This is a genomic window from Mesorhizobium sp. NPDC059025 (assembly GCF_042739655.1).
In the GTDB taxonomy this organism is placed as follows: domain Bacteria; phylum Pseudomonadota; class Alphaproteobacteria; order Rhizobiales; family Rhizobiaceae; genus Mesorhizobium.
In genome coordinates this window covers 21734-41500 of the sequence record NZ_JBHYIM010000007.1, presented here as the reverse complement: position 1 = coordinate 41500, position 19767 = coordinate 21734, and the positions used below count along the sequence as shown (strand labels likewise).

Below are 19767 nucleotides of genomic sequence, written 5' to 3'. Positions count from 1 at the left end.
TCTTGAGCATCGCGGCACAGCCAATCGATGAAACCGGGAACGAACGTAAGCCGGCCGAGAGACGCTGGTGGCTGCGTAGCCTGATGGCGCTGATCGTGCTGATCCCCGCAGCGCTGGCGGTGATGTCGTATGAGGACGTAAGGGAACTGCTGCGCAACCGGGACTTCTTTGCCAGGGACGTTGCCTGGGGCAGCAAAGCGCGTTTCGGTGGCAGCGACTGGCAATTGAGCGACCTGCGTGCCGCGCTCGGGCGCGCCGACATCCCGCCGGAGGTGGTTCCGGTGCTGGTCGACCTCACGGTGACTGTCGGCGAGACCGATCTGCAGAGCTTGTGGCTGGGCTGCAGGATCATGCTCATCGACGGCGCAGGCCGCCGTTGGCTGCCGACGGCAGCAGTGTCGTTCAGGCAGACCGAAGATGCCATGACTTGCAACTCGGCGATCTTTTCCGGTGCCAAAACTGGCGATGCGCTGAAGATACGCGAGACCTTCCTGGTGCCGAAAGATGCCACGGCGACCATCCGGCCAGCGGTAGGCGTAGCCAGTGAGCGACCGGGCTTCCTGCTGTTTCAGCGGCCGCAGAACTGACACAGGGCTGCCTGCCTGAGTTAGGTAGCCTCGCTGGCAATCTCCGCAGAGGTTCGTTTCGGCAAGGCGAACGCGCATTCCAGAACGGCGGCCAACAGGCAGATGCGCAGGGGCTCGACCAGGATGCCGGTGGAACTGTCCTGGAACGGGCTGCCGAACAGGAACGTCACGCCATTTGCCAGCACCTGCCAGCTGTCGAGATCGTGGGGGCCGATCAGTCGTGTTGCACCCAGCCAGGCCCAGGCGGCAGCCCAGTCGATCAGCCGGTAGCCGACGATCAACACGATGATCAGCAATACGCCGGAATTCAGGGTCAGGCGCACGCCGTTGGCGATCGGCAGATAGCGCGAGCGATAGCCGCTGATGAAGTGTTCGACGAAATCGCGCAGGAATTTCGGGATCGCCCGGTAGCGCTCGCCAAGGCGCTCGACACGCTGGTGGACGCGCATCAGCTCCCTGTCGTCGCGCACGTCATAGCCATAGATCAGCGCGGCAAGCACCAGCCAGATGACCGGTACGAGCATGTAGAAGAACAGGTTGATCAGTGTGGCTGAAGTGCCGGCGGGGGTCATTTCGACGGGCACAATCGGCGCTGCCGCCATGGCGTTGCCGACTGGCGCGGCGATGGTGTCCAGCGTGGCTTGAAAAAACGAGCCGATGTTGCGGCTCATCACCCAGGAGAGGACGTCATCCTTCCAGCGGCTGATGACGTAGATACCGATGAAGATCCAGTTGGTCTCGCAGATGACGACAATGATCTGCCAGGCCGAAGAAGCGCCACCGCGTTTCTGCATTTCCTTGGCGCCACGGCGGATCAGCCAGGAAATGGCGACGGAAAACAGCAGCCAGCGTGAATCCAGAACATCCAGCACGTTTCCCGATTCGCCGAACGGCGCGAGATCGAGCGCCGCGCGCGAATATTGCCGCACGGTGTCGCTGAGAAAGCCCCATGCGGCGTAGTAGGCGAAGAACGGCAGCAGCGCGACCGTGACCATGTTGGCGAGGCGGGCGCTGCCGCTCGTCCCGGGTTCTTCAACAGTTCCACCGCTGGCGGCTGCCTGGGCGGCACGCACGGCAGGCAGGGCCGGCCGCAAGGTCTGGAACATGGCGACGGTGACAACCAGCTGAGATAGAGCAACCAGCGTCAGCAGCGCCAGGCCGGCCATGTGGTTGGCAATCGCGACATGCGTGGCAAGCCGCATGAACAGGCCATTGGCGATCAGCCCAACCAATACCAATGCAATGAGTTGCGGCCAGAAACGCCAGAGCAGGCGCAGCGTCAGTCCGATCGGCCTTGCGATCTCAGCAAGCATATCAACCTCGCGACGCCCCCGCAGCCTTTTAACAAAGTTTCGGGGAATGTCTTCCCTTGCTCCCGCCATTGCAGTCGGCTGCTGACAGCCTTGTGGAGAAGGCGGGTCATCGCAGGCCGCGACAGCAGAAACACGCTCTCGAAAAGCTGATTGGGCCAGTGGAACAAAAGCCTGTCGGTCATCATTGAAAAATCGTCGGACGAGGAGGGAGCCGACGCGGAGGAAACCACAATGAAAATCGCATCCGGTATCGTGCTGGCAGCCCTGACCGTCGGGCTGTCGGCAGGAACGCTGTCGGCTGAACCTTTGAACACGATGGGAGAGGTTGGGTCTGCGCTGCAGAGCTGCTGGGCCCCATCTTCCGACGCGGCGAAAGGTTCAATCACGCTGCAATTCAGTTTCAAGCGCGACGGAACGTTGATCGGCCAACCGAAGGCGACCAGCATCCGTGTCGACGGTGACGCCGACCAGCGCAAGAAGCTGGTCCAGGCGGCGACCGAAGCCGTTCAGAAATGCGTTCCGCTGACCTTCGCGCCGAAACTGGCAGACGGCATGGCAGGGACCGTCTTCACCCTGCAACTTGCATCACCAAAGCCGCAATAGCGACGCCTGGCTGGTGCCATGGTGCGCCCGGCCGATCAGCCGAAGGCGCCGTGGCAGTGCTTGAATTTCTTGCCCGAACCACAAGGGCAGGGCTCGTTGCGGCCGACCTTGCCCCAGCTTGCGGGGTTTTGCGGGTCGCGCTGCTCGGCAGGAACGATGCGCGCGTCTTCAAGGACAGCTACGTCCGTGCCCTCGCCGAAATCGTTCTCGCCGGTGCTGGCATCGATATGCTGGCCGAACATCTCAGGGGCATCCGGCAACGGTGCGTCGGCTGCCTCGCGCACCAGTTCCACGCGCATCAGCTGTGCGGTCACAGCCTGGCGAAGATTGCCCAGCATGGCCTGGAACAGCTCGAAAGCCTCACCCTTGTATTCGTTAAGCGGGTCGCGCTGGGCGTAGCCGCGGAAGCCGACCACAGAGCGCAGATGGTCAAGATTGACGATGTGCTCGCGCCACAAATGATCGAGGGTCTGCAGGACGACGGAGCGCTCGACATAGTTCATGACGTCCGGGCCGAAGCGGCCGGCGCGTTCGTTGGCGGCTTCGTCGGCGGCCTTGGTGATGCGTTCGCGGATATCGTCTTCGGCAATACCCTCTTCCTTGACCCATTCCTCGATCGGCAGATCAAGATTGAGGTACTGCTGGGCCTCCGCCTTGAGGCCGGCGATATCCCATTGCTCGGCATAGGCATTTTCCGGAATGGCCTTGGCGACGATCTCGTCGATGACGTCGTTGCGCATTTCGGCAACCGTCTCGGAGAGGCTTTCGCCGTCCATCAGCGCGATGCGCTGCTCGAACACCACCTTGCGCTGGTCGTTGGAGACGTCGTCATACTTGAGCAGATTCTTGCGGATGTCGAAGTTGCGCGCCTCGACCTTCGTCTGCGCCTTCTCGAGAGCCTTGTTGATCCAGGGATGGATGATGGCCTCGTCTTCCTTCAGGCCGAGCTTCTGCAACATGCCGTCCATGCGCTCGGAGCCGAAGATGCGCATGAGGTCATCCTGCAGCGACAGGAAGAACTTCGAGCGGCCGGGGTCGCCCTGACGGCCGGAACGACCGCGCAGCTGGTTGTCGATGCGCCGGCTTTCGTGGCGCTCTGTCGCGAGAACGTAGAGACCGCCGGCAGCGAGCGCCTTTTCCTTGAGTTGCTTCACATCCTCGCGAATGGCGTTTTCCCGCGCCTCGCGCTCGGGACCCGCAGGCATGTCGGCGAGTTCCTCGGCAATGCGCATATCGGCATTGCCGCCCAGCTGGATGTCGGTGCCGCGGCCGGCCATGTTGGTGGCGATGGTGATGGCGCCGGGCTTGCCGGCCTGGGCGACGATCGCCGCTTCGCGCTCGTGATGGCGGGCGTTGAGGACTTCGAAATCCTTGAAACCGTCCTGGCGCAGGCGTTCGGCCAACTGTTCGGACTTCTCGATCGATGTCGTGCCGACAAGTGTCGGCTGTCCCTTGGCATTGGCTTCGCGGATCTCCCGGACGATCGCCTTGTATTTCTCCTCGACCGTCCGATAGACCTCGTCGTCTTCATCGATGCGGCTGACCGGCAGGTTGGTCGGAATCTCGGTGACTTCGAGATTGTAGATGTTGCCGAACTCTTCCGCCTCGGTGAGTGCCGTACCGGTCATGCCGGCAAGCTTTTCGTACATGCGGAAGTAATTCTGGAACGTGACGGAGGCCAGTGTCTGGTTTTCCGGCTGGATCTGCACATGCTCCTTGGCTTCGAGCGCCTGGTGCAGACCTTCCGAATAGCGGCGGCCGGGCATCATGCGGCCGGTGAATTCATCGATGATGACGATCTCGCCGTTGCGAACGATGTAATCCTTGTCGCGCTGGAACAGGCGATGCGCCTTCAGGGCGTTGTTGACGTGATGGACCATGGCGACGTTCTCGACGTCGTACAGCGATTCGCCTTTCAACAAGCCGGCGCCGCGCAACATGTTCTCCACCTTCTCGGTGCCTTCTTCGGTGAAGATCGCCGTCTTCTGCTTTTCGTCGACTTCGTAGTCGACGGGCTGCAATTGCACGATGAAGGCATCGACGGTGTTGTACATATCCGAGCGGTCCTCAAGCGGACCGGAGATGATCAGCGGGGTGCGAGCCTCGTCGACGAGAATCGAATCCACTTCGTCGACGATCGCGTAGTTGTGGCCGCGCTGCACCATCTGCGCGCGCTCATATTTCATGTTGTCGCGCAGGTAGTCGAAGCCGAGTTCGTTGTTGGTCGCGTAGGTCACGTCGCAGGCATAGGCAGCGCGCCGCTCCTCATCCGACAAGCCATGCACGATGATGCCAACGCTGAGGCCGAGGAATTTATAGACGCGGCCCATCCATTCGGCGTCGCGCGTGGCGAGATAGTCGTTGACGGTGACGACATGAACGCCGTTGCCGGAAAGAGCGTTGAGGTAGACGGGAAGTGTGGCGACCAGCGTCTTGCCTTCACCCGTGCGCATTTCGGCGATGCCGCCATTGTGCAGGACCATGCCGCCGATCAGCTGCACGTCGAAGGGCCGCATGCCGAGCACGCGTCGGGCCGCCTCGCGGGCCGTAGCAAAGGCCGGGATCAGCAGATCGTCCAGCGACGCGCCATTGGCGATATCCTGCCGGAATTTTTCGGTGCGGCCGGTAAGCTCTGCATCGGAGAGGGCGCGCATCTCGTTTTCCATGGCATTGATCGCTTCGACCCTGGGCCGGGTCGATTTGACTCGGCGGTCATTGGAAGAGCCGAAAATCTTACGGGCGAGACCGCCGAGACTGACCATTCAATGGTCCTTTCGCTTGCAATCCAGGGCACGGGAGCGGACGTGGAGGCATCCTGCAGACCCGCTTGAACGGAAAAACACCAAAAAGCGCCCGGAAAACGGTTCTGGACGCCAAGTGGTTGGACAGATAAGAGGGGGCACAATCGATGTCAACGCTGCGTTACTGACCCGCAGAGCGCCTAATTCTGCCACATTCCGGCTGATCAAAAGACCCAATCATCCTCATCGGAGCTCTTTCGCATGACCTTGTTGTTTCGCCGCGCGTCGCTTGCCAGCCTCGGTCTGGCCATCGGCCTGTCGGCTCTGGCGGTTTCGCCGCTTGCTGCCCAGGAAACCAAACCGGCAGATGCCGCTGCAGCTCCGGCCCCGGCTCCGGTCGATCCCAACGCGGTTATCGCTACCGTGGATGGCAAGCCGATTACCGAAGCGGATCTGACGCTTGCCGAAGGTGAGCTGTCGCGCCAGTTCGCGCAGCTTCCCGCCGAACAGCGTCGCGCCGCGGCACTGTCGGCCGCCATCGAGATCAAGGTTCTGTCGGCCAAGGCCATCGCCGACGGGCTCGACAAGGATCCCGAATTCCAGCGTCGTGTCGCTTTCCTGCAGCAGCGTGCCCTGCATGGCGAACTGGTCGAGAAGGAAGTGGTCGGCAAGATCACCGATGCCGAAATCCGTGCTCGTTACGACAAGGAAATCGCCTCACAGCCGCCCGTCAATGAAGTGCATGCCCGTCACATTCTCGTGAAGACCAAGGAAGAAGCCGACGCCATCGTCAAGAAGCTCGATGCCGGCGAAGATTTCCAGAAGCTCGCCAACGAGAACACCAAGGACCCGAGCGGCAAGACCAATGGCGGCGATCTCGGTTTCTTCGGCCCCGGCCAGATGGTGCCGGAGTTCGAAAAGGCGGCAATGGCGCTGGAAGTCGGCAAATACACCAAGGAGCCGGTGCAGACGCAGTTCGGCTGGCACATCATCAAGCTTGAAGACAAGCGCCAGCAGCAGCCGCCGGCCTTCGACCAGGTCAAGGACCAGGCCAAGTCGGCGGTGATCCGCGACAAGTATTTCGAAGCCGTCAAGGAAGCGCGCAAGGCCGCCAAGGTCGAGATTCCTGATGAGAATCTGCGCAAGGCCGTCGAGGCGGCTGAAGGCAGCGCCACCAAGTAAGTTGCGACTTCGCCGATCCGGCTCTTCAAAGGGTGGCGCCTGCAACGGCGCCGCCCTTTTTATTCCTGGTGAAAGGACCTGCGTCCGATGGCTCTACCCTGAACGCGGGGTCTTCATGCCGTGGACGATGATCCGGACCGCGGCCCGGATCCTGGCCTCATCTTCGTCCAGGCGCCCCGTCAGAAGACGGACCCAGGCGTAGGACGACACCATATCCGCCACCTGCAGCGGGTCGACGTCATCGCCCACTTCGCCGCGCGCCTTCGCGCGTTCGGTTATCTTGCCCTGCTCGACGCGGCGGCTGGCCGCATAGGCCGTGAGTGCTTGCGCCGCAGCTTCGTCCGACTGGGCTTCGGCGATGATCGAGCGGAAAATCGATCCTGAAGGGGTGTCGCGCCAATGCGCGAGCAGGCCGGTGAGGAATGCCACGAGGTCGCCTTCCAGATCTCCGGTGTCCGGATAGTCGAGATGCTTCTGTCGCTGATAGACATCGATCAGCAGCGCGGCCTTGCTCGGCCACCAGCGGTAGATGGTCGGCTTGCCGGCGCGGGCGCGCCGCGCCACCGCCTCGATGGAAAAGCCGGAATAGCCGTCTTCCTGGAGTGCGGCTTCGGCCGCCTCGAGAATGGCCTCGGCGCTGGCGGGGTTGCGCCGGGCACCGATCGAACGGCGGGCCTTTCCTTCACTTGCGGTCAACGCGTCCACACTCCTCGAAACTCCGCCCGCAACCATACATCAACTCTTGACGAAACGAAACGGAGCGTTCTATATATGCAACGAAACGTATCGTTCTTATGGAGGCTGTCTTGTCCAGCACGAGCGCATCGCCTGTCGTCACTCAATCCCGGTTTTCCCGCCATCGATTTGCACTGCTGGTGCTGGCCGGCGTCTATCTGCTTATCACCACGATCCTCTATGTGCTGGCACCGCTGACGGAAGAGTGGGAAATCTGGCAGCGTACGCTGGTCATCGCGCCAACGATGGTATCGGCGATGATCTGGGGCCTGATACCGACGGTTCATCGCGTCTTTGGCCGGTTCATCAATCCAGCGGTGGGTTAGAGCAGGCGCGGCCGCGGGCGTCAGAAAACGCCTTGCGAAGGTTCGCACTATCGGGCAAACGGAGCGTATCCTTCCCGTTTATCGGACCGCCGAGGTTCCTTATGTCCGCTACGATTTCCCCGCTCGCCCCCAAGAAATATCCCAAGATGCCGGCGATCGAGGGGGTACGCATCGCGACAGCCGAGGCAGGCATCAAGTACAAGAATCGCACCGACCTCCTGACAATGGTCTTCGACTCCGGGACTGCCGTTGCCGGTGTGTTCACCCGCTCGAAGTGCCCCTCGGCTCCGGTCGACCTGTGCCGGGAAAATCTTGGCCAGGGCAAGGCCCGAGTGCTGGTGGTCAATTCCGGCAACGCCAACGCCTTCACCGGGAAAAAAGGCCGTGAGACGACGTCGATGACCGCCGCGGCCGCCGCCAAGGCTGTCGGCTGCGGCTCCGATGAGGTTTTCCTGGCTTCGACCGGCGTGATCGGCGAACCACTCGACCCCGGCAAATACAGCCATCTCCTGGCCGGCATGGCCAAGGAAGCGCGCCCGGAGCAGTGGACCGAGGCAGCCAGGGCGATCATGACCACGGACACCTATCCGAAAGTGGTCACTGCCACGGTCAAGCTGGGTGATGTCGATGTGACGCTCAACGGTATCGCCAAAGGTGCCGGCATGATCGCGCCGGATATGGCGACGATGCTGTCTTTTGTCGCGACCGATGCTCCGATCGCCGCATCGGTGCTACAGGATCTCCTCTCCAAAGGGACAGCCAAGACATTCAATGCTGTAACGGTGGATAGCGACACCTCGACCAGCGACACGCTGCTTCTGTTTGCGACCGGAGCGGCCGCCAAACGTGGCGCACCCAAGATCACGGATGCCAAGGATGCACGTCTCGGCGGCTTCCGCCGCGCCCTCAACAAGATGTTGAAGGCACTCGCGATCCAGGTGGTGCGCGACGGTGAAGGTGCCCGCAAGCAGATCGAAGTCACTGTAACAGGCGCGAAGTCGGCGCGTTCGGCCAAGCGCATAGCGCTGTCGATCGCCAATTCGCCGCTTGTGAAGACTGCGGTTGCCGGTGAAGATGCCAATTGGGGCCGGGTCGTCATGGCGGTCGGCAAGGCTGGCGAGCCCGCCGATCGCGACAGGCTGGCGATCTGGTTCGGCGACAATCGTCTTGCCGTCGATGGCGAGCGCGACTCGGCATATTCGGAAGCTGCGACCTCGGCCTACATGAAACGCGACAGTATCGTCATTCGCGCGGACATCGGCATAGGCCGCGGCAAGGCGACGGTGTGGACCTGCGATCTCACCAAGGAATATGTTGCCATCAACGGCGACTACCGGAGCTGATTTGTTGAATCCGCAGCATCCTGCCACCGTCCTGGCAAAGGTCCGCCGCTACGAAGCGGCAGGCTTTCGCGCGTGGCCGGCGGCAGCGGCGCACTATGACGGTACCTGGGTGGTGCGGTTGACGGCCGGCCATCCAGCCAAGCGGTTGAATTCGATCAATCCGCTCGACCCGAATGATGTTCATCACCTGCCCGAACGCATTGCGCGTGCCGGCCGGCGCTTCGAAGCTTACGGGCGGCCGCTCACCTTCCGCATTTCGCCGCTCGCGGGAGCTGCCCTTTCGCGACATCTCGACGCCGAGGGCTGGTCGCGTTTCGGCGAGTCGCTGGTCATGCGCATGCCGCTCGCAAAGGCGCCGGTCGACGATGTCCTCGATCAGATACCGCTCAAGGACATCAGCCGATTCGTTTCGGCGACGCTGAAAGTGCATGGCGCCGACGCTTCGTTGCGGCCCGGTCTGTCGGAAATCATTGGCGCGATCCAGCCCGAGGCTGGATTGTTCGCGCTGGAACGCGGTGATGAGGCGATGGCAACGCTGATCTGTGTGCATGACGGCGATCTGGCCGGCCTGTTCGAGATTGCCACGGACAAGGCCGTGCGGCGGCAGGGATACGGCCGACAGCTGGTGTTGTCAGCGCTGAAATGGGCGCGGCTGCGCGGCGCTCGCGAAGCATGGCTGCAGGTCGAGGCCGACAATGCTCCGGCCCTTGCCCTGTATCATGGGCTCGGCTTCGAGGAAGTTTATCGTTATCACTACAGGCAGCCGGCCGCCGCATGAGCTTCGAACCGTCCAAACCGAAGCGGCTGCTTCTGGTCGTTGCCTGTGCGCTGGTCGATGCCGATGGCCGCGTGCTGATCGCGCAGCGGCCCGAAGGCAAACAGCTTGCCGGCTTGTGGGAATTCCCGGGTGGCAAGGTTGAACAGGGCGAAACACCTGAAGATTGCCTCGTGCGCGAACTTCGCGAAGAACTCGGCGTCGAAACCAAGACGGCCTGCTTGGCACCGCTGACCTTTGCCAGCCACAGCTACGACGACTTTCATCTGTTGATGCCCCTTTACGTCTGCCGCCGCTTCTGGGGCACGCCGGAGCCGAAGGAAGCGCAGGCATTGAAATGGGTTCGCCCGAAGCAGATGCGCGATTATCCGATGCCACCGGCGGATGCGCCGCTTATCCCTTTCCTGATCGACCTGCTCTGATCGCCACAATTAGCGTTAACAGAGGTTTAATCCACTCATGAAAGAGTAATCCCGGGGCTGCTGCGGCAAGGTGCCGTCTTGGGGTTGGCGCATGAGCATTGATCGGGACTGGGCGGATATCCGCCCGCAGCGTTCGCTGGGCATGATCGGCATGGGCATGCTGAGGGTCACGCTGCTTTTTGGGTCGGCGGCGGTGGCGCTATCCATCCTTGGTGCTTCCTATCTCAACAGCCAACTCGGACAACGGTTTGCCAGCGCGGACCCTCAGGCCGGGCTCGACATGATGAGCACCGGATCGATCAGCCGGATGAACACCTATACGGTGCGGCGCAGCGTGTTGCAGCCCAGCCCCGAAGCGGTATGCATCATCCGCGACAACGGCACCCGTTCAGGCGCGTGCTGAGTGCTGTCTGGCAGATTCACCGAGCCTTAAGCCTGCTCCGTTAACCTTTGTAAATCAGTTGTCGCTAAGAGAGCTCGAACGGGAAGGGGCGACCATGTCATTGCTGTGGCGATTCTTGGCGGATAACAAAGGCACGACCGCCATTGAGTATGGCTTGATCGGAAGTTTGATAACCCTTGTCATCATCGCCGGCGTTGGCGCCTTCGCCGACCGGCTGGCATGGTTATGGAACAACAACAGCAGCGAACTCGTCCAGGCTCTCAGCAAGTAATAGGGTTACCTACTTGTCTGCCCCGTTGTCGCCCAGGATCTTAGCCAGCGATACCGTAGCCGATCCAGGTTTCAGTGGCTTCTGCTGTGAAACATCCGGTGCCCAGCCGGACAGCCAGATGATCGAAAAGCTTGCCCTGATACGTCCATCGGCGTCGGAGAATCTCTCGAAATAGATTTCAGCTGCGCGGGCAAGCAGTGCGCGGCCGGCCGGTCGGCGGCTGCGATCGATCAAGACATTGGTTTCACCCATCGCCTTGAGGTCGTTCATGAGGCTGAATGGCGTGCCATAGCGCACGGTCACCGTCTCGATGTCGGCAACGGGCAGCGCGAACCCGGCCCTTTGCAGCAAAGCGCCGGCATCTCGCACATCGGCAAAGGGAATGACCCGGGGGCTTGCGCCGCCATGGAGCTCGGTTTCGGCTGCAAGCAGGCTTTCGCGCAGTTCGCTCAGCGTGCCGGCGCCAGTCATCGCACCGAGAAAGAGGCCGTCCGGCTTCAGGGCCCTTCGGATCTGGGCGAACATGCCGGGAATGTCGTTCATCGATTGAAAGGCCAGCAGCGATACGATGAGGTCGACGCTGCCGGGTTCGAAGGGAACTGTCTCGCCGGTTGTGATCACTCCCGGACCATCGGCAAGAAAGGCGGGATCGGCTTCGACGCGGATGACTTCGTCGACCTTGCCGCTCGCAGCAAGAACATCGGCCGCATGCCCGGTCTGGCAGAACAGGGTTGCGCCACGGTTGAAGCGGCGCTCGACCGCAGCCAAGCGGTCGGCCAGATCATCGGCGGCGCGTTGCATCAGGAAATCCGCGCCATTGCTGGGCCGAGCCAGTGCCCGGCGCTTTCGCGTCAGAAAGAGGGCGGTGTCGAACAAAGGCTGCAAAGAAGGGACCTGCTTCTGCTATGCTTGCGGATCTGGTGACGGACAATCACGTGGCCGATCCGATGGCGGATATCAAGGGGCTAGCCCAGACAGCGCTGCAATGGCCGGCGCGGATGCTGTTTCCGCCGGTCTGCGCTGGTTGCCGCCGCCACGTCTCCCAGTCCGGTGTTTTATGCGGCGATTGCTGGCCGAAGCTGCGGCTTATCGAGCGGCCCTGGTGCCCGGTCATGGGTACCCCGTTCACACATGACATGGGCGACGGTTTCCTGTCCGCCGAAGCGATTGCCGATCCTCCTCCCTTCGAACGTGCGCGTGCAGCGGCCGCATATTCGGGGGTGGCGAGGCAGATGGTGCAGGCGCTGAAATACAACGACCGCACTGACCTGGCGCCGTGGATGGCGGGTTGGATGGCGCGCGCCGGCGCCGACTTGCTTGAAGAGGCAGATGTCATTGTACCGGTACCGCTGCACTGGCAGCGGTTCTTTCGGCGCAAGTTCAATCAATCCGCCGAACTGGCGCGCGCTCTTGCCGGACGGTCAGGGCGGCATTTCCTGCCGCAGGCGATAAAACGCATAAAGCCAACGCGCCAGCAAGTGGGGCTGGAGCGCGCTGCGCGCGAGGAAAATGTGCGGGCCGCTTTCCAGGTGCCGCCAGAAGTCGAGATCGAAATCGCAGGTCGACGTGTGCTGGTGGTGGACGATGTCTACACCACTGGCGCGACCGTGAGAGCGGTGGCCAAAGCCCTGAAAAGAAAAGGTGCTGCCGCTGTCGATGTGCTTACCTTCGCGCGCGTCCTGCCGGGGGACTTTCGGGCCGACGAGTCCGAGACTATATAGGTTTCATGACAAGGCAGGATTGTTGACCCATGGTCGACGTGACGATCTACACACGCATGATGTGCGGCTATTGCGCAGCCGCAAAACGCCTTCTGGACAGGAAGGGCGTAACCTACACCGAGCACGACGCATCCTTCTCGCCGGAGCTGCGCCAGGAAATGATCCAGCGCGCCAATGGCCGTGCGACCTTCCCGCAGATTTTCGTCGGGGATGTCCACGTCGGCGGATGTGACGACCTGCACGCGCTGGAAGACGCCGGGCGGCTCGATGTATTGCTTGCCGGTGCTGTGGCGCGCTGAACGCACAGGACGATCAAAAAGCGAGGACGAAACGATGGGTGTTTTCAAGGCAGCCGCCATTCAGATGCGCTCCGGTACCAGCCCGGAGCGCAATGCTGCCGACATGGAGCGCCTTACGCGCGACGCGGTGGCACAGGGGGCCACCTATGTACAGACGCCCGAGATGACCGGCGCGCTGGTTCGCGACAAGGATGCCAAGCAGTCCATATTCACCAGCGAGGACAAGGATGTCGTCGTCGCCAAGGCCAGGCAATTGGCGCGCGAACTCGGCATCTATTTTCACATTGGCTCGACAGCCATCCTGCGGACCGACGGCAAGCTTGCCAACCGCGCCCTGCTGATCGCGCCGGATGGCAAGACGCTCGCGTCTTACGACAAGATCCATATGTTCGATGTCGATCTCGACAACGACGAGAGCTGGCGGGAGTCCTCGGCATATGAACCAGGCGCCGAAGCCGGTGTCGTTGATCTTGCCGGTACGAGACTCGGCTTCGCCATCTGTTACGACCTGCGCTTCCCGCAGCTTTTCCGCACCGAGGCGCTCGGTGGGGCCGCGGTGCTGTCGGTGCCTGCCGCCTTCACCCGCCAGACCGGTGAAGCGCATTGGCATGTGCTGCTCAGGGCGCGTGCGATCGAGAACGGTGCCTTCGTCATCGCCGCCGCGCAGGGTGGCCTGCACGAAGACGGCCGTGAAACCTATGGCCATTCGCTGATCGTCGATCCGTGGGGGCGCGTCCTTGCCGAGGCAGACCACAACGAGCCGGCGGTCATCGTTGCCGAAATCGATCCGGCCCAATCGGCGGCAGCACGCGCCAAGATCCCGAATCTGAAGAACGCGCGCGACTTCTCGCTGCGCCGGTTCGAGCCAGAGCCGGCCTCGCTCAGGGGAGCCGCGTCTTGATCCGCTTTTCCCTGGTGTGTGAGCGGGAGCACGATTTCGAGGGCTGGTTCCGCTCCAACGATGACTTCGACAAGCAGAAGAAGCGCGGTTTCGTCGAGTGCCCGAGCTGTGGCTCGCACAAGGTCGAGAAAGCGTTGATGGCGCCGGCGGTTTCGACAAGCCGCAAGCAGGAAAGGATGGCGCTGGCCATGGGTGAGCAGCAGCGCCAGGCGATGGTGCAGCTCAAGGCGCTGGCCGACAAGATGCGCGAGAATTCGGACTATGTCGGCGACAAGTTCGCCGAGGAAGCGCGCAAGATCCATTTCGGGGAGGCCGATGCGCGCGGTATCTACGGCGAAGCGACCATCGAGGAGGCCCAGAGCCTGGCCGAGGACGGCGTCGAATTCATGCCGATGCCGACTTTCCCGGACGATCGCAACTAGAGCGTTTCCGTTTTTCACGGAAACGCGGAAACGCTCTAAGTTTTTGTTTTCGTCGCATTTTTGTAACGCCAAGTGATTCCACTTGGCTACAAAATGCTCAAGGCCGTATTCCATCAGCGCGCAGATCCGCCAGCGGCGTTCGGCCTCTGGTCGTCAATCGTTTGCGTCGAGTCCCCTGATCAGCTTCTCGAGCAGCGCCGCCAACTGATCCTGTTCGTCCCGCGTCAGCGCCGAGAGAACCTGGTGCTCGTTCGCGACATGGGCGGTTACCGCTTCGTCGATGAGGGCGCGGCCTTTTTCCGTCAGTTGCACGATCACGCCGCGGCGGTCCTGTGGATGAGGCGCACGCGCGATGAGCCCTGCCTTTTCCAATCGATCCAGCCGATTGGTCATGGCGCCTGAGGTCACCATCGTGGCTTCATAGAGTGCTGTCGGCGTCAATGCGAAAGGCGTGCCCGAGCGCCGCAAGGTCGCCAGAACGTCGAATTCGCCATTCTGCAGGCCGAACTGGGCGAACAAGGGGTTCAGCTTGTCCCGCGCCACCACCAGGGCGGCGTAGCTGAGGCGCCCGAACACCGCCATGGGACGGACATCGAGATCCGGCCTTTCCTTCTGCCATTGCGCCACAGCATTCCCAGCACGGTCCATTTATCTCACCATAAAGTATCTTGACACTAAGATTCTTTCTATTAAATGATATGTCATCGATCAGCAATCGCCAAGTGGCCAAGCCTGCCAGGAGATCAAAATGAGCAAAATCGCAGTCCTCGTCGGCAGCCTGCGCCAGGAATCCTTCAGCCGTAAGGTGGCGAAAGCGGTGGCGGAGCTCACGCCGGCGCTTTCCCTCGATTTCATAGACATCGGCGCCGTATCCTTCTTCAACGAAGACCTGGAAGCAAATCCGCCTGCTGACTGGCAAGCGTTGCGCGATCGAGTCTCCTCGGCCGACGCCGTGCTTTTCGTCACCGCCGAATATGTGCGTTCGGTGCCGGGTGTGCTCAAGAATGCCATCGATATCTGCGCCCGGCCGCAAGGGCAGGGTGCATTGGGTGGCAAGCCCGCAGCAATCATCTCGACATCACTTGGCGCAATCGGCGGTTTCGGTGCCAACCATCATCTCAGGCAATCGCTGGCTTCGCTCGACATGAAGGTGCTTGGCCAGCCTGAAGCCTACATTGGCAACACGGGCGCGCTTTTTGATGCCGGCGGCAAGTTGATCGATGAGCGTGCGCGCGCATTTCTTGCGGCTTTCGGCACTGCCTTCGAGACATTCATTCAACGTCAGGTTCCGCCGTTCGAGCAGCGGCAGGTCGCCTGAGCGCGTAAAGGATATCGTCATCATGACCACGCTATCTGAAGAAAATCACGCGGGCGCCTCGATGAAATCGGTGTGGGATTCGGCCTTCGGCCTGCTTTTGATCACCGGCGTCCTGCTGGGGCTGACGCTGCCGCTCGGCAAGCTGGCGACGGCGAATACCGTGCCGCCGATGCTGTGGGCATTCATGACGTCGTTCGGCATTGGCGGCGTGCTTCTGCTGGTTCTGTTCTACCGGCGCCATCGCCTGGTGATGACGGGTCACAAGCTGCGCTACTACATCATCGCGGCGGCCATTTCCTTCGCCATCCCGAATTTCCTGATCTTCTCCGCCATCCCGCATCTCGGCGCCGGCTATACCGGCATCATGTTCACGCTTTCACCGGTGGTGACGCTTACTCTGTCCATCCTCTTTGGCGTGCGCCGCCCCAATCTGCTCGGTGTGATCGGCATCGTGATCGGTTTTGGGGGAGCCCTCCTGGTGGCGTTGACCCGCGGTGAGGCCGGTCAGCCAGCCGATCTGTTCTGGGTGCTGATAGGCCTGCTGATCCCGGTCTTCCTCGCCGCCGGCAACATCTATCGCACCATCGACTGGCCCACAGGCACCGACGCCATCGAACTGGCGGTCGGCAGCCACCTTGCGGCAGCAGCTATGCTGCTTGGCGGACTGCTCTTTTCTGGCCAGGCCGCTTCGTTCGGCATTCTGGTCGAGGTGCCCTGGCTGGTACTGGCCCAGGTGGTGACGGGAGCGGCGATGTTTGCCTTCTATTTCCGCCTTCAGGCGGTCGGCGGTCCGGTCTATCTCAGCCAGATCGGCTATGTCGGCGCTGCCGTCGCGCTGGTCTCCGGCACGCTGTTCCTTGGCGAGAACTATCAGCTGCTGACCTGGGCCGGCGCTGCCATCATCGTGGCCGGCGTGTTCATCACCACCAAGGCGCAGCGACAGTCGGCCTGATCTTCTTTCAGTCCTCGTCGTTCTCGCGAACGCCGATTGCTTCCGGCTGCGGGTGGCGCCTGCGGTGGGTGGCGGCGGCGCGAGCGGACTGTTCGTAGATACCTGTCATCAATTCCAGCGTGCGTGCCGCATCTTCCAGCCTGTCTGCAAGATCGGGCACGCGCGTTACCGCATCGATCAGCAGTGCCGAGCGGATATCGGCGTAACGTTCCGTCACGCGGTGCCCCAGCGGCGTGACCTCATAGGTGACCCCGGCGCGGCCGCTGCCCTGACGCTTGACGAGATCAGCCTTAACCAGCTTGCGCAGGCTGTACTGGATGTTGGGAATGTCATCACGATTGGTCATCTGCGCGAGGTCGCGGATGCTCTTCGGCCGGTCGTTCATGCGGATGATATGCAACAGCGCGTTCTCTGGGCCGCTGGCCGAAAACTCGATCACCGTCTCAAGACATTCTGCCTGCCAGCGGCCGAAAGCCTCGTAGGAGCGCATCAGCGCGTATTCGATTTCGGCGACGTCGATCTCGAGCGGCGTGCGAGCAAGGTGCCAGCCTCGATCGAGAAGATCCCTCTGGTTCGATGTCTTCTTGGCTTTCATCCACGCCTCCTCGCGCTGCGACCATGCACCAGCGGACCGGGTTGCGTCCATGAGGTTTTATGATAGACTTTCTATTATAAAATATAACAAATGGTGAGGATATCGATATGAGCATGCTCGGCGGCGGCGTGACTGCGCAGCCTTTCTTTCTTGGTACGTTCGCTTCCAACTGCTCCGGCGGCATGACCGTCACCAAAGTGCCTGAGCGGTGGGTCAATTCCTGGGACAACAACCTCCGGCTGGCGCGGCTTCTCGATGACGCCGGCATCGATTTCATGCTGCCGATCGCACGCTGGATCGGATATGGCGGCGAGACCAACTTCCACGGCAACGTGCTCGAAACGGTCACCTGGGCGACAGGACTGCTGGCACTGACGCGCAACATCACCCTGTTTGCCACCACTCATACGACGGCAAACCATCCCGTTGTCGTTGCCAAACAGCTCGCGACCATTGATCAGATCAGTGCCGGGCGCATCGGTCTCAACATCGTCGCCGGCTGGAACAAGCCGGAATATGAAGCGCTGGGGCTGACGCTGCCGGACGATCACATCACGCGATACGGCTATGCGCAGGAATGGTTCGACGTCATCCAGGCGCTCTGGAGCCGCACCGAAGCCTTTGATTGGGACGGGACCTATTTCAAGCTGAAGAATGTGCTCGGCGATCCGCGACCGTCGTCACCCCTGCCGATCCTCAACGCCGCCGGTTCGGAAGAAGGACGGCGTTTTGCAATCCGCAACGCCAACTTCCTGTTCACGCCGGCGATCGACCTGGCGCGCTCGAAGGACGAGATCCAGGCCCTCAAGGGTCAAGCCCAGGAAGCTGGTCGCAAGGTGGACGTGCTCACCTTCTCCCACGTCGTGTGCCGGCCGACGGAAAAGGAGGCGAGGGACTATCTGGAGCATTTCGGCCGCACCAACGCCGACTGGGCGGCGGTCGACAATCTGGTGCGCCTGCAATTCGCGCATGCGCAGTCGTTCCCGCATGACCTGCTCGCCCTTATCCGGGATCGCATGGCAGCCGGTCACGGCGGTTTTCCCCTGACGGGCACGCCCGAGCAGGTCGCCGATGGCATCACTGCCCTGCACGAGGCCGGTTTTCGCGGCACGACGCTTTCCTTCGTCGACTATGCGGAGGAGTTTCCCTATTTCCGTGATACCGTGCTTCCGATCCTGGAACAGCGCGGCATCCGGATGGCTGCTGCCGCCGCACGCTCGGCGGCGTAAGGGACCATCACCATGGCAATGGCTTCAGAACCGGTTGATGCCGGCACTTTCCGCTCGGCGATGCGGCTTATCGTCGGCAATGTCAGCGTCATCACCGCCGGCGTCGGTGATGACAGGTCCGGCCTTGTGGTGATCTCGGTGGTTTCACTATCGGCTGAACCGCCCAAGGTGATTGCCTGCGTCAACCGCTCGTCCTCGACCTGGCAGGTCATCGAACGCCACCGTCATTTCGCCGTCAATTCACTGGGACCGCAGCACCAGAAGGTGGCCGAGCGCTTCTCGGGCTTCGGCGGCGTAAAAGGGCAGGACCGCTATGCCGGCGTGCAATGGACGACGATGAAAACCGGTGCTTCGGTTCTCGCTGATGCCGTGGCGGCATTCGATTGCAGCCTCGACGAAATGATCGATCGCGGCACGCATTCGATCATCATCGGCTCGGTCGAAGCCGTACGCACCCAGGACGCCGCCGAGGCGCTGATCTATTGGCGCGGCGCCTACAGGCCGCTTCTGGCGGAAACCTGACCGGGCGTAGTCAGGCCGCCTTTTCGGCGAGCACCATGTAGTTGACGTCCATGTCCTTGGAACGCTGCCAGCGATCGGCGAGTGGATTGTAGATGACGCCGGAGCGATCGGTTATGGCGAGGCCCGCGCCGCTCAGGGCGTGCTCCAGTTCTTCCGGCCGCACCAGCTTGCCAAACTTGTGCGTGCCGCGCGGTAGCCAGCGCAATACGTATTCCGCACCGATGATGGCCAGCCCGAGTGCCTTCAGCGTGCGGTTGATGGTAGCCACGAACATGATGCCACCCGGCTTCACCATCTCGCCGCACTTGCCGACGAACAGGTTGATGTCAGCGACATGCTCGACCACCTCCATGTTGAGCACGACATCGAACTTCTCGCCGGCATCGGCCAGATCCTCGGCCGTAGTGGCACGATAGTCGACAGCCACACCGGCTTCTGCCGCGTGCAGCCTGGCTACTTCGATGTTCGTCGTGGAAGCATCCGCTCCCACGACTTCGGCGCCCAGGCGCGCCATCGGCTCGCACAGCAGTCCGCCGCCACAGCCGATGTCGAGGATACGCAAGCCCTCGAAGGGTTTGGCCGCGCGGGCGTCGCGGCCGAAGCGGGTCGCGATCTGGTCGCGGATATAGGCCAGCCGCACAGGGTTGAACTTGTGCAGCGGACGGAATTTTCCGTTGGGGTTCCACCATTCGGCGGCAAGGGCTGAAAAGCGCTCGACTTCTCCGGCGTCGATCGTCGACCGTCGGGGCTCTGGCATGACTTTGTCTCCTTCGGGGGAAAGGAAGTCGGCAGAAGGGAGCCGATTGTCAAGGCGCGTTTTGTGCGCGCGTCATTCCGGCGCGACAAAGCGGCATCACAAAGCCGTTGTTTTCCAAAGTCCTGCTTCGCTCAAAGCGTTTCGGCGAGCGCCACCAAATTTCCCGTGTATTGTCTCCAGCCGGCATCGAGCAGTTGCAATGTCGGCTCAGGCACCAGTCCATCATGGGTCAAAACCAGGCGCACGAAGCCGGCGTGCTCGGCCAGAGAGAAGATGCATGCTCATGTCCGCGTCAACGGCTCCGATGTCATGACCGCTGGGGGATCGGCGGCTCAAAGGGAGAGCCAGTC

The 19767-nt window shown here is 61.8% G+C and carries 24 protein-coding genes; 17 read left to right on the top strand and 7 right to left on the bottom strand.

Annotation, left to right across the window (positions count from 1 at the left end):
* Window positions 1-2 precede the first annotated feature (2 nt).
* On the top strand, window positions 3-587 hold the full coding sequence (locus tag ACFWYE_RS17770; protein ID WP_379113195.1) for a hypothetical protein: 585 nt from the start codon (window positions 3-5) through the stop codon (window positions 585-587).
* A 20-nt stretch (window positions 588-607) separates the two neighbouring features.
* On the opposite strand, the gene ACFWYE_RS17765 is transcribed toward ACFWYE_RS17770, so the two are convergent.
* Window positions 608-1900, bottom strand: coding sequence for a hypothetical protein (locus ACFWYE_RS17765; protein ID WP_379113193.1), 1293 nt, complete (start codon window positions 1898-1900; stop codon window positions 608-610).
* Between the two features lie 231 nt (window positions 1901-2131).
* On the opposite strand from ACFWYE_RS17765, the gene ACFWYE_RS17760 reads away from it, so the two are divergent.
* Window positions 2132-2503, top strand: coding sequence for a hypothetical protein (locus tag ACFWYE_RS17760; RefSeq protein WP_379113191.1), 372 nt, complete (start codon window positions 2132-2134; stop codon window positions 2501-2503).
* Between the two features lie 35 nt (window positions 2504-2538).
* Here ACFWYE_RS17760 and secA read toward each other — a convergent pair whose 3' ends face one another.
* On the bottom strand, window positions 2539-5265 hold the full coding sequence (secA, locus tag ACFWYE_RS17755; protein ID WP_379113189.1) for a preprotein translocase subunit SecA: 2727 nt from the start codon (window positions 5263-5265) through the stop codon (window positions 2539-2541).
* A gap of 240 nt (window positions 5266-5505) precedes the next feature.
* Between secA and ACFWYE_RS17750 the strand changes: the two genes are divergently transcribed.
* Entirely contained in the window at window positions 5506-6426 is a 921-nt protein-coding gene (locus ACFWYE_RS17750) for a peptidylprolyl isomerase (RefSeq protein WP_379113187.1), read from the top strand.
* A gap of 93 nt (window positions 6427-6519) precedes the next feature.
* Here ACFWYE_RS17750 and ACFWYE_RS17745 read toward each other — a convergent pair whose 3' ends face one another.
* Window positions 6520-7122, bottom strand: a complete 603-nt coding sequence (locus tag ACFWYE_RS17745; RefSeq protein WP_379113186.1) for a TetR/AcrR family transcriptional regulator — start codon at window positions 7120-7122, stop codon at window positions 6520-6522.
* A 110-nt stretch (window positions 7123-7232) separates the two neighbouring features.
* Here ACFWYE_RS17745 and ACFWYE_RS17740 point away from each other — a divergent pair, with 110 nt between their 5' ends.
* From ACFWYE_RS17740 to ACFWYE_RS17715, 6 genes are all read left to right on the top strand, one after another.
* Window positions 7233-7487, top strand: a complete 255-nt coding sequence (locus ACFWYE_RS17740) for a hypothetical protein (protein WP_379113184.1) — start codon at window positions 7233-7235, stop codon at window positions 7485-7487.
* Between the two features lie 101 nt (window positions 7488-7588).
* On the top strand, window positions 7589-8830 hold the full coding sequence (gene argJ, locus ACFWYE_RS17735; RefSeq protein WP_379113182.1) for a bifunctional glutamate N-acetyltransferase/amino-acid acetyltransferase ArgJ: 1242 nt from the start codon (window positions 7589-7591) through the stop codon (window positions 8828-8830).
* Window positions 8799-9608 carry a GNAT family N-acetyltransferase gene (locus ACFWYE_RS17730; protein ID WP_379113180.1) on the top strand — a complete coding sequence of 270 codons (810 nt, stop codon included), beginning with the start codon at window positions 8799-8801 and terminating at the stop codon, window positions 9606-9608. The genes argJ and ACFWYE_RS17730 overlap by 32 nt, the downstream gene beginning before the upstream one ends.
* Entirely contained in the window at window positions 9605-10027 is a 423-nt protein-coding gene (locus ACFWYE_RS17725) for a (deoxy)nucleoside triphosphate pyrophosphohydrolase (RefSeq protein ID WP_379113178.1), read from the top strand. The genes ACFWYE_RS17730 and ACFWYE_RS17725 overlap by 4 nt, the downstream gene beginning before the upstream one ends.
* A gap of 91 nt (window positions 10028-10118) precedes the next feature.
* On the top strand, window positions 10119-10430 hold the full coding sequence (locus ACFWYE_RS17720) for a hypothetical protein (protein ID WP_379113176.1): 312 nt from the start codon (window positions 10119-10121) through the stop codon (window positions 10428-10430).
* Between the two features lie 94 nt (window positions 10431-10524).
* A complete protein-coding gene (locus ACFWYE_RS17715; protein ID WP_379066344.1) occupies window positions 10525-10701 on the top strand; it encodes a Flp family type IVb pilin in 177 nt (58 codons plus the stop codon).
* A 9-nt stretch (window positions 10702-10710) separates the two neighbouring features.
* On the opposite strand, the gene ACFWYE_RS17710 is transcribed toward ACFWYE_RS17715, so the two are convergent.
* The gene (locus ACFWYE_RS17710) at window positions 10711-11586 is read right to left on the bottom strand and encodes a methyltransferase domain-containing protein (protein WP_379066346.1); all 876 of its coding nucleotides are present in this window, start codon (window positions 11584-11586) and stop codon (window positions 10711-10713) included.
* Between the two features lie 50 nt (window positions 11587-11636).
* On the opposite strand from ACFWYE_RS17710, the gene ACFWYE_RS17705 reads away from it, so the two are divergent.
* Genes ACFWYE_RS17705 through ACFWYE_RS17690 form a run of 4 tightly spaced genes read left to right on the top strand, consistent with a single transcriptional unit; the run spans window position 11637 to window position 14044 of the window.
* The gene (locus ACFWYE_RS17705) at window positions 11637-12422 is read left to right on the top strand and encodes a ComF family protein (protein ID WP_379113593.1); all 786 of its coding nucleotides are present in this window, start codon (window positions 11637-11639) and stop codon (window positions 12420-12422) included.
* A gap of 29 nt (window positions 12423-12451) precedes the next feature.
* Window positions 12452-12721 carry a glutaredoxin 3 gene (gene grxC / locus ACFWYE_RS17700; protein WP_379066348.1) on the top strand — a complete coding sequence of 90 codons (270 nt, stop codon included), beginning with the start codon at window positions 12452-12454 and terminating at the stop codon, window positions 12719-12721.
* 34 nt (window positions 12722-12755) lie between these two features.
* Window positions 12756-13622 (top strand): carbon-nitrogen hydrolase family protein, encoded by an 867-nt coding sequence (locus tag ACFWYE_RS17695; RefSeq protein WP_379113174.1) that lies wholly within the window; start codon window positions 12756-12758, stop codon window positions 13620-13622.
* Window positions 13619-14044, top strand: a complete 426-nt coding sequence (locus tag ACFWYE_RS17690) for a DUF1178 family protein (RefSeq protein ID WP_379066352.1) — start codon at window positions 13619-13621, stop codon at window positions 14042-14044. The genes ACFWYE_RS17695 and ACFWYE_RS17690 overlap by 4 nt, the downstream gene beginning before the upstream one ends.
* Window positions 14045-14197: 153 nt before the next feature.
* Here the strand turns inward: ACFWYE_RS17690 and ACFWYE_RS17685 are convergent, their stop codons facing one another.
* Entirely contained in the window at window positions 14198-14692 is a 495-nt protein-coding gene (locus ACFWYE_RS17685; RefSeq protein ID WP_379066354.1) for a MarR family winged helix-turn-helix transcriptional regulator, read from the bottom strand.
* Between the two features lie 100 nt (window positions 14693-14792).
* Between ACFWYE_RS17685 and ACFWYE_RS17680 the strand changes: the two genes are divergently transcribed.
* Window positions 14793-15362 carry an NADPH-dependent FMN reductase gene (locus tag ACFWYE_RS17680; RefSeq protein WP_379113172.1) on the top strand — a complete coding sequence of 190 codons (570 nt, stop codon included), beginning with the start codon at window positions 14793-14795 and terminating at the stop codon, window positions 15360-15362.
* Window positions 15363-15423: 61 nt separating this feature from the next.
* On the top strand, window positions 15424-16314 hold the full coding sequence (locus tag ACFWYE_RS17675; RefSeq protein ID WP_379113591.1) for a DMT family transporter: 891 nt from the start codon (window positions 15424-15426) through the stop codon (window positions 16312-16314).
* Window positions 16315-16321: 7 nt separating this feature from the next.
* Here the strand turns inward: ACFWYE_RS17675 and ACFWYE_RS17670 are convergent, their stop codons facing one another.
* Window positions 16322-16909, bottom strand: coding sequence for a winged helix DNA-binding protein (locus ACFWYE_RS17670; RefSeq protein ID WP_379066357.1), 588 nt, complete (start codon window positions 16907-16909; stop codon window positions 16322-16324).
* A 107-nt stretch (window positions 16910-17016) separates the two neighbouring features.
* Between ACFWYE_RS17670 and ACFWYE_RS17665 the strand changes: the two genes are divergently transcribed.
* On the top strand, window positions 17017-18138 hold the full coding sequence (locus tag ACFWYE_RS17665; RefSeq protein ID WP_379113170.1) for an LLM class flavin-dependent oxidoreductase: 1122 nt from the start codon (window positions 17017-17019) through the stop codon (window positions 18136-18138).
* Between the two features lie 12 nt (window positions 18139-18150).
* Entirely contained in the window at window positions 18151-18660 is a 510-nt protein-coding gene (locus ACFWYE_RS17660) for a flavin reductase family protein (protein WP_379113168.1), read from the top strand.
* A gap of 10 nt (window positions 18661-18670) precedes the next feature.
* Here the strand turns inward: ACFWYE_RS17660 and ubiG are convergent, their stop codons facing one another.
* On the bottom strand, window positions 18671-19417 hold the full coding sequence (gene ubiG, locus ACFWYE_RS17655) for a bifunctional 2-polyprenyl-6-hydroxyphenol methylase/3-demethylubiquinol 3-O-methyltransferase UbiG (protein WP_379066363.1): 747 nt from the start codon (window positions 19415-19417) through the stop codon (window positions 18671-18673).
* Window positions 19418-19767: the final 350 nt, after the last annotated feature.